Origin of the sequence: Brevibacterium sp. XM4083, from assembly GCF_006489205.2 — a bacterium.
GTDB lineage: Bacteria > Actinomycetota > Actinomycetes > Actinomycetales > Brevibacteriaceae > Brevibacterium.
The window spans coordinates 184,199-196,842 of sequence record NZ_VFYR02000003.1 but is presented as its reverse complement, the minus strand read 5'-3'; the positions used below and the strand labels follow the sequence as shown (position 1 = coordinate 196,842).

Annotated in this window: 10 protein-coding genes; 6 read left to right on the top strand and 4 right to left on the bottom strand. The window is 67.8% G+C overall.

Translation table 11 applies throughout. The annotated features are described in order from the left end of the window. Window positions 1-64: 64 nt before the first annotated feature. Complete coding sequence (locus FJ887_RS10155) at window positions 65-2,464, top strand: thioredoxin domain-containing protein (protein WP_137826237.1); 2,400 nt, start codon at window positions 65-67, stop codon at window positions 2,462-2,464. A 59-nt stretch (window positions 2,465-2,523) separates the two neighbouring features. Here FJ887_RS10155 and srmL read toward each other — a convergent pair whose 3' ends face one another. Continuing rightward, complete coding sequence (gene srmL, locus FJ887_RS10150) at window positions 2,524-3,678, bottom strand: PheS-related mystery ligase SrmL (protein WP_137826238.1); 1,155 nt, start codon at window positions 3,676-3,678, stop codon at window positions 2,524-2,526. A 214-nt stretch (window positions 3,679-3,892) separates the two neighbouring features. After that, window positions 3,893-4,918 (bottom strand): helix-turn-helix transcriptional regulator, encoded by a 1,026-nt coding sequence (locus tag FJ887_RS10145; RefSeq protein ID WP_137826239.1) that lies wholly within the window; start codon window positions 4,916-4,918, stop codon window positions 3,893-3,895. A gap of 78 nt (window positions 4,919-4,996) precedes the next feature. On the opposite strand from FJ887_RS10145, the gene FJ887_RS10140 reads away from it, so the two are divergent. Further along, on the top strand, window positions 4,997-6,136 hold the full coding sequence (locus FJ887_RS10140; RefSeq protein ID WP_137826240.1) for an epoxide hydrolase family protein: 1,140 nt from the start codon (window positions 4,997-4,999) through the stop codon (window positions 6,134-6,136). 94 nt (window positions 6,137-6,230) lie between these two features. On the opposite strand, the gene FJ887_RS10135 is transcribed toward FJ887_RS10140, so the two are convergent. Next, a complete protein-coding gene (locus FJ887_RS10135) occupies window positions 6,231-7,640 on the bottom strand; it encodes an ABC-ATPase domain-containing protein (RefSeq protein WP_137826241.1) in 1,410 nt (469 codons plus the stop codon). Between the two features lie 96 nt (window positions 7,641-7,736). Here FJ887_RS10135 and FJ887_RS10130 point away from each other — a divergent pair, with 96 nt between their 5' ends. The 4 genes from FJ887_RS10130 to FJ887_RS10115 all read left to right on the top strand — a co-directional run bounded on the left by FJ887_RS10130 (window position 7,737) and on the right by FJ887_RS10115 (window position 11,166). After that, on the top strand, window positions 7,737-8,246 hold the full coding sequence (locus FJ887_RS10130; RefSeq protein WP_137826242.1) for a toxin-antitoxin system HicB family antitoxin: 510 nt from the start codon (window positions 7,737-7,739) through the stop codon (window positions 8,244-8,246). Beyond that, a complete protein-coding gene (locus tag FJ887_RS10125) occupies window positions 8,234-9,082 on the top strand; it encodes a DUF4097 family beta strand repeat-containing protein (protein WP_137826243.1) in 849 nt (282 codons plus the stop codon). The genes FJ887_RS10130 and FJ887_RS10125 overlap by 13 nt, the downstream gene beginning before the upstream one ends. A 156-nt stretch (window positions 9,083-9,238) precedes the next feature. Beyond that, window positions 9,239-10,339, top strand: a complete 1,101-nt coding sequence (locus tag FJ887_RS10120; protein WP_137826244.1) for an ABC transporter ATP-binding protein — start codon at window positions 9,239-9,241, stop codon at window positions 10,337-10,339. Beyond that, on the top strand, window positions 10,336-11,166 hold the full coding sequence (locus FJ887_RS10115; RefSeq protein ID WP_140955349.1) for an ABC transporter permease: 831 nt from the start codon (window positions 10,336-10,338) through the stop codon (window positions 11,164-11,166). The genes FJ887_RS10120 and FJ887_RS10115 overlap by 4 nt, the downstream gene beginning before the upstream one ends. 129 nt (window positions 11,167-11,295) lie before the next feature. Here FJ887_RS10115 and FJ887_RS10110 read toward each other — a convergent pair whose 3' ends face one another. Beyond that, on the bottom strand, window positions 11,296-12,252 hold the full coding sequence (locus FJ887_RS10110) for an amidohydrolase family protein (RefSeq protein ID WP_140955348.1): 957 nt from the start codon (window positions 12,250-12,252) through the stop codon (window positions 11,296-11,298). Between the last annotated feature and the right edge of the window lie 392 nt (window positions 12,253-12,644).

Below are 12,644 nucleotides of genomic sequence, written 5' to 3'. Positions count from 1 at the left end.
GCGACCTTGAGAGTCTCGAAGTCGCCCCCTCGCGGTCTCCGGCGCGAAGTGAGAGGGTGGAGATATGGCCAACGAACTTGCCGCATCGACGAGCCCGTACCTCCGCGCCCACGCCGACAATCCCGTCGACTGGCGGATGTGGACGAAGGAGTCCCTCGCGGAGGCGGCCGACCGCGACATCCCCCTCCTCATCTCGATCGGCTACTCGACCTGCCACTGGTGCCACGTCATGGCCCACGAGTCCTTCGAGGACCCCGCCGTCGCCGAGATCATCAACGCCGGCTTCCTCCCCATCAAGATCGACCGCGAAGAGCTGCCCGACATCGACTCCCATTACATGAACGCCCTCCAGGCGATGCGCGGGCAGGGCGGCTGGCCGATGACGATCTTCGCGACCCCGACCGGCAGCCCGTTCTACGCCGGCACGTACTTCCCGCCGTCCCCGCGCGGCAACGTTCCCTCGTTCACGCAGGTCCTCGACGCGGTGTCCCAGACGTGGACGGACCGCCGCGCCGAGGTGACCGAGATGTCCCAGCGCATGGATCGCGGCCTGGCCGACATGGCCACCGCCGTCACCGATGCGATCCCCGCCGAGGCGGCTGCCGAGACCTTGACGTCCGAGGAGCTCGACGCCGCCGCCTCGGCGCTGCTCGACTCCTACGATCCGGCGTGGGGCGGGTTCGGCACTGCCCCGAAGTTCCCGCCGTCGATGAACCTCATGCAGCTGCTCGCGACGTTCGTCCGCCACGGTGGAACCACCTCGGCGAAGGAGACCGATGGGATCGCTGTCCTCGGCGCGGACGGCCATCTCACCGGCGACCTCACCCTCGACTGCCTCATCGCCGCCCGCAGCACCTTCGCCCACATCGCCTCCGGCGGCATGCGCGACCAGGTGCGCGGCGGCATCGCCCGCTACAGCGTCGACCGTCAGTGGTTCGTCCCGCACTTCGAGAAGATGCTCTACGACAACGCCGTCTACCTGCGGGCGGTCGTGCGCTGGGCCGAGGTCGAACGCGCCCTCGACCCGGCCTCGAAATGGCTTGCGCTCGCCGAGCGGGAGCTCGCTGACACCGCCGATTTCATGATTGCCGACCTCTCTGCCGGGGATCGGTTCGTCGCTGCTCTCGACGCCGATTCGCCCGGCGCCGACGGGCGGCTCGAAGAGGGTGCCGCCTACGTCGTCACGCAAGACGAATTCGCCGAGGTGGGCGGCGCCGGAGTGCTCCAGCTCGTCGATTCCCCGGCGGGCGCTGACCTGCCCGGCCTCGTCGTCGCGGCCCCGCGGATCGTCGATTGGCTCGGCATGGCCGACGTGCCCTTCGACGCCGAGCACCCCGCCCCGTGGGCGACCGAGGCGACGCAGGCCCAGGTCACGGCTCTGCGCACGCTCCTCGATGCGCGGCCCCAGCCGGCCAGGGATGAGAAGACGATCACCGAATGGAATGCGCTCGCCATCACCGCGCTCGCCGAGGCGGCCCTCTACTCCCATCCGAGTGCGGCGTCGGCGGCGTGGGGGAGCACCGCGGCGATCTTCTGGGAGTCGATGGTCAACCGGTTCATCACCGGGTCCGGCGACATCGACGCCGAGCCCGCCGAGGTCGTGATCCCCGGCGTTGGCGACCTGCCGGTGCGGCGCAGCTTCACCGGGGCCGATCCGGGCCCGGGGGCGGCGGGTCTGACGGACTGGGCGCAGATGATCGTCGCCGGTGCCGCCGTGCTGCAGCTGCGCAATGCGGGGCTTGGCGAGGGCGTCGGCAAACGAGCCGACACCGCTGTCGCGCTCGACGACACCCTGCTCACTCCGGCTGGGCTCGCCGAACTCGGCACCGAAATGCTGCGGAGGTTCACGAATTGGGACGCCGAGGCGGGGGCCGGGAGGACGTCTTCGACGGCCGGTGCAGGTGCCTCGGGCGGCGGAGGCGACGCGGTCGAGACCCTCGAGGTCTTCGACGCTGAAGCCGACGACATCCTCGGCGTGCGCGGATCCGACCCCGTCGACAACGCCACGCCCTCGGGGCGCGCGGCCGCTGCGGAGGCGATGCTGCTCCTCGGCGAGCTGGGAGTCGACGGCGGCACTCCAGCTCGGGGCCGCCTCGGCGAGGAGGATCCGACCGTCGGTCAGTCCGAGGCAACGCTCACGAGCAGTCAGGCGATCGACGTGCGCGATCGTCTGCTCGGGGTCTACCGGGCGCTGGCCGGTCGGGCGCCGCGCGGTGCCGGGCATGCGCTGTGGCAGGCCGAACGCGCCCTCGCCCCGGTCCGAGTCGCCAGTCGCGACGATGCTCTGCTCACGCTCGCCGCGAAGCACCCCGCGGTCACCCTCCTCACCGACTCGACCGGTGTGCCCGGGCCCGACGGGGACGAGATCCCCGTGCCCGAAGGGGCGGCGATCGTGTGTCGCGGCACGGTCTGCTCGCTGCCGGTGACGACGACAGCGGAACTTGCCGCGCTGCTCGACGGGTGAGGGCGAAGAGTGAGCGCGCGGCGGCCGCGATGGCACGGATCCAGCGCGGCCGCCCTGTCTCAGATGAGCTCCTTGACCGGTCCTTCATGCACTGCCAGGTAGACCCTGTTCCGGAGGGCATTGGCCTCCGCTGATGTCAGAGTCCGGTCGATGGGACGCAGAATGATGCGCAGCAGAGCATTCGCCTGCCCTGGGCGGGTCTTCAACCGCATGCGGACGGCCTCTGGCAGATCATCATGTGCGGTGCTGTTGAGGACCTCGACGGATTCGATCATCTCGACATCGTCGCCCAGAGCATTGCGGATGCGGTCGCCGAGTATCTCCTCGTCATCCGTGTCGCTGACCACGATCGAGATGTCTCGGCGAGCCGGTGGGAGGAGGGAAACGTGCTGCCACGGTTCGAGGTCGCGCATCTGCGCCGCGATTCTCGGCTCACTCGCACGCAGATACCGGATGTCGGGAATTCCCTTCCTCAGCATCAGCGCCCGTTCGAGACCCATCCCGAGAGCAAGACCTGACCAAGTGCGCGGGTCTAGACCCGATCGCCGGAGTACGTCGGGGTGGATCCGGCCGCATTCCGCCAATTCGAGCCATTCGCCGGAGTGGCGGACATCGATCTGCTTGCCGCCCACCGTGTACGGGTGGATCGCGTCGGTGACCCGCCAACCGGCGCCCGGCAGCACCGCCTCGACGAGGGTTCGTGCCATGTCGAGCACATCGTCGTCAGTCGATCGAGCACGGCGGACGCGCCAGAGATCGACCTGGTGCGGTTCACCCACGTGAGTGCGATCGACGACGTCGCGTCGATAGACCAGTCCCGGAGCCACCAGCAGCTCGTCGACGTGGACGTCCGCGGCGTCCGGCGCCCCATAGCGATCCAATTCAGCGGGAATCGCGGCACTGGTGTGGCTGCGGAGCATGACGGTCGAGCTGATGTACCGGGTGTAGCGCTGTGCTCGGGTGACGTCGTTGAGAAGATAGCCCAACCGGTCGTAGTTCTCGCGGACGGGCACGATGGGTGACGAGCGGACCCGGCGCACCGAGGACCGCCACGATGAGCTCAGTGCGGCAATGACATCGTCGAGCAGCGTCTGAATGGCGTGCTGTCCTTGGCGTGCATCCGTGAGATCGCGGATGCTCAGGGCTCGGTGCAGCTGGTCAGGGGTGAGATAGCGGTAGCCGGAATCGAGGTCGGTGGTGGTATCCAGTGACATGAGGAGTCTCCGATGTGAGAGTGGCTGGTCGGTGGTGGAGTTCTTCCCCCGACCGTGCCTGCGGAGACGCGCGCTGTCAGTGCACGACGACGACCCCGCGGCCGATTCCCGGCCGGGGGTGTGCAAATCGCTGATAGCGCTTCATGTGTTCAGGATACAGCTGAGTGGGACAGGAGAACATGGCCAGACGCTGCCCGACCTGCGGGAGCGCCCGTCATTCGGGGATTGTGGGATCGTCAACCTCGCGGTGAACACGGAGGTCACCGTTCTCGAATCGTTCGGTCGGTGAGTGATCGACGGACCGGCGGTACCGGTCAGCGATCGTGGCGAGGCGGGGGATGAGTTCAGGCGGTGATTCGACGGTGAAATCCATCATGAGCATGCCGATATAGGCGGCAACGGTGTCGAGGCTGTCAGCACCGGTGAGGAGAAGGCAGTTCTCGTCGTCGATCGGCTCGACGATGCCGACGGTCGGATTGATGCGATCGAGCACAGCCTCGGCCGATGCCTCAACACGAAGTCGCGCTCGCACCTTCCATCCGCTTGCAGCGATCGAGTGCATTGCGAAGGCGATGCCGTCGCCGCCCGGCAGCGGCTGCGGCGTGAAACGACGGCCGGCCGGTGGTCGCACCGTTGCCAGATCCATGCGAAAGGTGGTCCATTCGCCGGTTGCGGGGTCGCGTGCGACGAGATGCCACCGTCGTCGCCAGCTGAGGAGCCGGTAGGGTTCGACGCTTCGCGCGTCTCCCTGATAATCGATGGTCAGCCGCTCGGTGCCGCGGATCGCCCGCGCCACCGAGCGCAGGACAGCGGCATCGACCTCTGGGTCGGGAGCATCCGTGTCCGTGTTCTCCGGGGCCCGGTCGATCGTCGAACGCAGAGCGTCGACAGTGGGCCTAAGTCGTGCCGGAAGCACCTGATCGAGCTTCATCAGAGCGCGGGCTCCGGCGTCCTCGATCCCACTCACCCCGACGGCCGCTCGAAGCCCCACCGCGACGGCAACCGCTTCGTCATCATCGAGCAGGAGCGGGGGCAGCCTGCCGCCCACGCCGAGGCGGTAGCCGCCGACGGAGCCGCGCGTCGCATCGACGGGATAGCCGAGTTCGCGCAACCGGTCCACGTCGTGCCGGATCGTCCGGGCAGAGACATTCAGAGTCTCGGCAAGCTCGCGTCCGGTGCGCTTCGAACCGGATTGCAGGATCACAAGCAGTGACAGCAGTCGCGACGTCGGGTCGACCACATCGTCCTCCACGGCTCTCCGGAACGAAGTTGCCCTATTAGGAACAGATCCTACCTAATTGCGATCTAGCGTCGAGGTATGAACAGCACTGAGGAGTCCCTGTCCATCCGTCCATTCACCATTTCCGTGCCCGAGGCTGATGTCGCCGATCTGCGCGAGCGGCTCGACCGCACCCGCCTGCCGCTGGCCTCGCCGGTCGATGACTGGGACGCGGGCACACCGAACAGCTACCTCGACACAGCGCTCACGGCGTGGAAGGAGTTCGATTGGGGCGCCGCAGAGGCCCGGCTCAATACGCACCCGCACTACATGGCCGAGATCGACGGACAGCCCGTTCACTTCGTTCACGTGCGCTCACCTCACAAGAATGCCGTGCCGCTGCTGCTCGCACATACCTACCCGGGATCAGCTGTTGACTATCTCGACCTCATCGACCGCCTCGTCGATCCCGTTGCGCACGGCGGAGATGCCGCGGATGCCTTCGACGTCGTCGTGCCCGACGCTCCTGGGTTCGGCTTCTCACAGCCCCTGCGCCTTGGGGGGTGGACGAATGCGAAGATCGCGCGCGCCTACGATCGCCTCATGCGCGAACTCGGCTATGAGAGCTATGGCATCCACGGATCGGATACCGGTGCGATGATCGCTCGTGAGCTCGGTCTGCTCGACCCGGAAGGCTTCCTCGGTCTGCATGTGCTGCAGCTGTTCTCGTTTCCCTCCGGCGATCCGGCGGAGTTCGAACGGCTCGAACCGGCTGATTACGCAGGTCTCGAGCACATGAAGTGGTTCCAGTCCGTGGGCGGCTACAACACGATGAACGCCTCGCGTCCGCAGACTGTCGCAGTGGGTCTCAGCGACTCCCCGCTCGGGCTGCTCGCCTACAGCGAACTCTTCAACTCCTTCGGCAACGGCACCTCGCTCGTCTCCCTCGACCAGATTCTCCTCGAGGTCAGCGTCAATTGGTTCGCGAATGCTGCGTCGGGGATGAGCCGCAGCTATCTTGAGAATGCCCGAGCCGAGACGGAACCTCAGGTCAGCAGCGCACGAACCGGCGTCGCTGTGTTCAAGGATGATTTCCAAACGATCAGGGTCTTCGCTGAGCGGGACAACGCCGACATCGTCCACTGGTCCCGATTCGACGAAGGCGGCCATTTCGCGGCCCTGGAACGACCGGATGACGTGGCGACGGATATCCGCGAGTTCTTCCGAGCCGTGCGCTGAGAGCAACCGCTCGCACAGTGCTGACGGGCAGTCGCCTCGCGGAATCGCAGAGAACCGGCATCGCCGAGCGTCCGATCCTGGAACGGCTGTGGTCTCAATCGGGGATGAGGCTGAGTCCTCGGTAGCGGTTGAGGGCGGCGGCCATCTCCTGCGCGCGCGGCCGGGCGACGTGACCGGGATGCTTCCGGTGGCCGGTGAGGCCGTCGATGCCCTGCGCGTCGAGCATCGCCTCGATCTCCGCGAGCGCCTCGACGACGGAGACCTTCCCGTCGAAGATCCTCGCCATGTACTCGAGCGACTCGGCGATGCCGTTCGTCTGCTCGGGGTCGACGAGCACAGTTGAGACCCCGCGCTCCCCGAACAGGGGGCGGACCCGGTCGACGAACGGGGTGATCGGCTCCCGGTCGGCGGGGATGAGCGCGCGCATCCGCTCATCGCGGATCATGAAGTTCGTCGCCGAGGTGTCCTCGTCGATGAGGAGGGAATGCGCGCTCGCCTCGACGGCTTCGACGAGGTTCGCCGCCTGTGAGGTCGATCCGCTGGCGTTCGTCGTCGAGAAGAATCTCGTGTCCGTGCCGGATGGCAGATTGTTGATGAACGGTGAGATGTCGTCACCGGTCACTGCGCGTCCGTCCTCGGCCCGGATCGCGGTGGCCGTCGGCTCGGTGATGACCCATTCCCGTCCGTCACCGGTGACGTGCGGGTAGACACCGCGCTCAAGCGCGCGCAGAATCGTCGACTTGCCGTGGTAGCCGCCGCCGACGATGACGGTGACACCACGGGGGATCGCCATGCCCGTGACCCGGCGTCCGCTCGTCAGGTCGAACGTGCGCTCGAGACTTGTTGGGCTCCGGAAGGGCACGGCGGCCGCAGCGTCCATGGGCCGATCCGAATCACCCGAGCGGCGGGGCAGGATCGCCCCGTTGCCGACGAAACCGACCAGGCCGTCCTCGCCGAGGCGGTCCCTCAGCTCAGTCTGATCGCGGAGGAGCTGCACATGGTCGGCCAGCGCCTGGCCGTCGATGTTGTCGTAGAGGAACATCGCCCGGGCGAGATCGATGACGTCGCGGGTGACGGTGTCGGCGGCCTGATGACCGAGGATGCGCCGTCCGCGGGCCGGCAGATTGACGAGCAGACGGGCCTCGAAGCCGTCATCGTCGATGATGACGTTCGTCCGTTCGAGCACTTCCTGGCCCGGGCGCCCGAGATTGATCGACCGCCCGTGGTCGCGCCGGATGACACCATTGCCCACCCGCAGGAGGTAGTCGGAGGCGGCGATCCGATCGAGGCGGCCGGTCGTGAGATCGGCGGGGAACCCGGCATCGGCACGTCTGACGCGCACGCGGACCTTCGACGGGGAGGCGAAGGGATCGACCTGGACGCGATCGACGATGAGGGTGACCGGGCCGAACGTGTACTGCCCGGTGATCTGCTTGTAGTTGCCGTAGCTCTTGCCGTCGAGACGATGGAGGGTGTCTGCCAGCTGCGATCGTTGGGGGCTCATCTTCGCCATGCTACGCGACAACTGTCGTTGCGCACCGACAAATTTCTGGTGTCATCGGTCTTGCGAATGACACCACAATGGTGTCATCATGAATGCATGAACATCACGCGACATGTCGAGCAGCTCCAGAACCAGCTCACCGCCGCGGCCGCAGCCGGCGATGACACCACCCGCGATGTCGCCGAGCGACTCGTCACCGCCCTCGAACCCGCGGCGCGGGTGACGATCCTCGATGCGCTCACCGATGCCAGTGCGGAACTGACCTCGGCGATCGCCCCGGCCGTCATCGATGTCCGCCTCCGCGGGCGCGACATCGACTTCGTCGTCGACGGGCTGCCCGCCCTCCGGGGAGACGAGGGCGATGCGGAGATCACGCAGCCGGAAGCGGAGCACATCCGCGCCGATGTCCCCGTCGACCTCGACGACGCAAGCACCTCGCGGACGACGCTGCGGCTGCCCGACTCGATCAAGGCCCGCGCGGAGCAGGCGGCCAAAGCCGAGGGCATCTCGCTCAATGCGTGGCTCGTCCGTGCCGTCGCCGCAGGTCTCGACGCTCGCGGCGCCGAGCGAACCCGAACCAGCAGAATCTCAGGATGGATGCGATGACTCAGTACACGACCATGACACGACCGGCGATCACCGTCGACATCCCGGCCGCCACCCTCCTCGTCACCGCGAGCGAGCGCGACGGCGTCGACGTCACGATCGAACCGACGAACCCCGACCGCGCCGTCGACCAGGAGGCCGCCGAGCGGATCTCCGTGACCGAGGGCGACGGCACTCTCGACATCGCCGGGGAGAAGCGACTCCTCCTCGGCGGCAAGGGCTCGGCCGACGTCCGACTCGAGGTCCCCACCGGGACCGACCTCGACGTGGCGATCGGCGCGGGATCCGTCCGGCTGCGCAACCACGTGGGCGCCGTGAGCGTGAAGGCCTCCGCCGGCGACGTCACAGGTGACACCATGGTGTCACTCACGGCGAAAGTCAGCGCCGGAAGCCTCGCAGTCGACGAGGTGACCGAGGGCGTCGATGTCCGACTCTCCTCCGGAGATGCCCAGCTCGGACGGATCGGCGGGGAGACTCACATCAAGTCGGCCCACGGGTCGATCCGTATCGGCGAGTTCGCCGGCACGGGAGAGCTCGCCACCGCGACCGGCACCATCAGCCTCGACGATGTCGACGGCGAGGTCAGGGCCGCCTCGGGGCACGGCTCCGTGCGGGTGCGACGAGCCGGCAGCGGCCGCCTCGACCTCGAATCGTCGTTCGGCACGATCGAAGTCGGCGTCGCCGCCGGTGCGCCGGTGTGGATCGACGCGGATTCGAAGAACGGAGTCGTGCGCACCGACCTCGACACCGACTCCGGACCGCTCGGCGACGAACTGCCCGTCGAAGTCCACGCCCATACGAAGTTCGGCGACATCATCATCGACCGCGCCCAGTAACCCACCGACCTCACCGAGGTCGGACACATCAGCCGCTGTCGCGGCACATCATCACAGCCCACCTGGTCAGGCGACCCGGCGTGGCTTCGTGCACCCGAAAACCGGTCAGCGCAGCGCCGCCGGCCCACAGATCACCACGAGAACAAGGAGCATCCCATGTCGGATCTCGTCACCGAATCCGGAACCACGCCGACGACCAGACCGGCCATCAGCGTCAGAGACCTGCGGAAGGCCTACGGCGACAAGACCGTCCTGGCAGGCATCGACCTCGAGGTCGCCCGCGGTGAGGTCCTCGCCCTGCTCGGTCCCAACGGGGCCGGGAAGACGACGACGGTGAACATCCTCTCCACACTGCAGCGTCCCGACAGCGGACGCGCCGAGGTGTTCGGTCGTGACGTCGTGACCGCAGGGGCCGAAGTGCGCCCGCTCATCGGGCTGACCGGGCAGTTCTCCGCCGTCGACGGTCTGCTCACCGGCCGAGAGAACCTCGCCCTCGTCGCTGCCCTCGCCCACCTACCGGGGGCGGAACAGAAGGCGCGGGTCGACGAGATGCTCGAGCGCTTCGACCTCAGTCCCGCGAGCCGACGGCAGGCATCGACGTACTCCGGCGGCATGCGCCGCAGACTCGACCTCGCCATGACACTCATCGCCCGGCCCAGCCTCGTCTTCCTCGACGAGCCGACGACCGGCCTCGACCCGCGCAGCCGCCGCACGATGTGGGAGATCATCGGCGAACTCGTCGCCTCCGGGGTGACGATCCTCCTCACGACGCAGTACCTCGACGAAGCCGATGAACTCGCGGATCGCATCGCCGTCCTCGATGATGGGAAGATCGTCGCGAACGACACCCCGGCCGGGCTCAAGCGACTCATCCCCGGCGGTCGCATCGACCTCGCGTTCGCCTCGGCGGCCGATCTCGATCGAGCGCAGAGCCTCTGGCCGCAGGCCGCCGGTCGGGCTGAGGCGCTTGCGCTCTTTATCCCCGGTGATGGGGGAGCGGCACACCTGCGAGAGGTCCTCGGCGGATTGGAGTCCGCCGGCATCGAACCGCGCGGACTCACCGTGGAGACGCCCAGCCTCGACGATGTCTTCTTCGCCCTCACCGGGCACGGGGCACGCACGACCGATGTGAGCTCGAACGCCACTGGCGACGACGAGGCCGATGCGACCGCGGATCCGGTGGACAGCCTCGGCGAGAGACATGACGGCACCCACCCGACCGACATCGCGACACGACACGGAAGGACCGAACGATGACTCAGACCCCCACGACACCGCTGACCGCGGCAGCCCCCGAGCCGGCGCGTCACCCGATCCGCTGGGCATGGGCGGACACGGCGACGATGGTCAAGCGGCAGTTCGTCCACGCTGTGCGCTATCCGGTGTTCATGTTCCTCGTCGGTGCCCCGATCGTCATCCTCCTGCTCTTCGTCTACGTCTTCGGGGGAACCCTGGGCCGGGGGCTCGGCGGTGATTCCGGTGACTACCTCGCCTACGTCATGCCGGGCATCATCGTGCTCACCTTCGTCGGCGGCATGCAGCTGACGGCGCTGTCGATGTCGCAGGACATGAACGAGGGGATCGTCACCCGGTTCCGGTCGATGTCGATCTCGCGCGGCGCGGTCATGGCCGGCCACGTCATCAGCAATGGCCTGCAGCAGGTCGCTGCCGTCGTCATCGTCCTCGGTCTGGCGCTCCTCCTCGGCTTCCGACCGGCGGCGGACGGGCTCGACTGGCTGGGCCTCGTCGGCTTCTGCCTCCTCCTCATCGTCGCCCTCGGATGGCTGTCGGTGGCACTCGGCGTCATGGCGAAGTCGGTCGAGACCGCGAGCAATGTGCCGATGCTCTTCATGCTCCTGCCGATGGTCGGCTCCGGATTCGTGCCCACGGACACGATGCCGCGCTGGATGCAGATCTTCGCGGACGTCCAATCCTTCACGCCGATCATCGAGACGATCCGCGGACTGCTCATGGGCACGCCGCTCGGCAGCAGCTGGTGGATCTCGCTGCTCTGGATCGTCGGCTTCGGCGTGCTCGGCTATGTGCTCGCCCGGACCGCGTATGAGAGGCGGGCCGCCCAGTAAGACGGGCCGCCGCATAGGGCGAGTCGGCCAGTAAGACGGTCCGCCCAGTAAGACGGGCCGCCGCGTAGGGCGAGTCGGCGGCGGGATCTTCCCCGGGCGGCTTGCAGACCGTTTCGGACGGGCGCCGGATCAGCTCGTGCGGGCGCGTCGTCCGAGGTAGAAGTCGGCGGCGTTGGACCAGAAGACGGCGTCGACCTCGGCGGGCGTGAGCACCTCGCGGACGAGGTCGAGGTCGGTGTCGGCGAACGGGCGACGAGCCCGTGTCGACGGCAGGTCGGTGCCGACCATGAGCGCGGATGGGTCGGTGTCGACGATGCGGCGGATCACCTCGGCGGGATCGAGGTCGACCCGCCCGAACCCGGTCGCCTTGACCTTGACGCCGCGTTCGACGAGGCGGAGGAGAGTGTCGATGCCGTCCCGGTGCATTCCGAGGTGGTCGATGCCCACGGCCGGCAGGGCCGCGATCCGCGCGGCAAGATCGTCGTCGATCGTGCGCGCGTCGATGTAGAGCTCGGTGTGCCAGCCGGCCAGGTCATGGACGCGACGGGCGAAGCGATCGAGGTCGCCCACATCCGCAGAGCCGCCGCGGGCGACATTGAAGCGCAGGGCGCGCACGCCGGCGGCATCGAGGGCGAGGATGTGCTCGTCGCTCGTGTCAGCCGGCAGCTGCGTGACTCCGGCGAAGGTCGGTCCGAGCCGCCGCAGCGCCTCGACGAGGTAGCACTGGTCGAAGGCCTGGAACGACCCGGAGACGATCGCGCCGCCGACGACGGTGAAAGCGGAGTCGCTGAGGCCGGGAGTGGGCTCGGCGTCGGCGGGGGTGGGCTCGGTGCCGGCGGGGGCGGGATCGCTGGGGCCGGGTTCGGCACTGGCGGGAGCGCCGGGGTCACGGGTTCCGGGGTCAGGGCTGCCGCGTCGATCGTCGCTGACTCCGCCTCTGTGTCCGCTGTCACTGAGTCCACCGACGCGCGCGACGTAGTCGGCGACCGTGAACGGGTCGGGCAGATACCCGTTGTTCTCGACGAGTGGGTGCGCTGGGTCGATGATGTGGAAGTGCGCGTCGAAGACCCGCTGAGATTCGGCCATGGTCCCAACCTACACAGGCGCTGACTGATATCTGCCCCGCTCGTTCAACACTTGGCGCGAACATCGACGGATTGCGTGGAGCAGTGGCTGCTCGTTCAACACGTGGCGCGAACATCGACGGGTTGCGTCGAGCAGTGGCTGCTCGTTCAACACGTGGCGTGAAAAAGTCGTCCCCGAAGACGACTTTTTCGCGCCACGTGTTGAACGAGGCCCGGCGCCGGCGTGGGCGGGCCGATCTCGCTGACGTCCCACCGGCAGACATCTCTTGCGCGGCCCGCGGATGCCACCAGTGCACCCCGCACGCGCCCCGGCTTCCTCTTGCCGCCTCGCGCGTTCCCGAATAGCGGCACCCTGCGTAACGATCACGCTAAATCCCGTCCCGATCGTCCCGA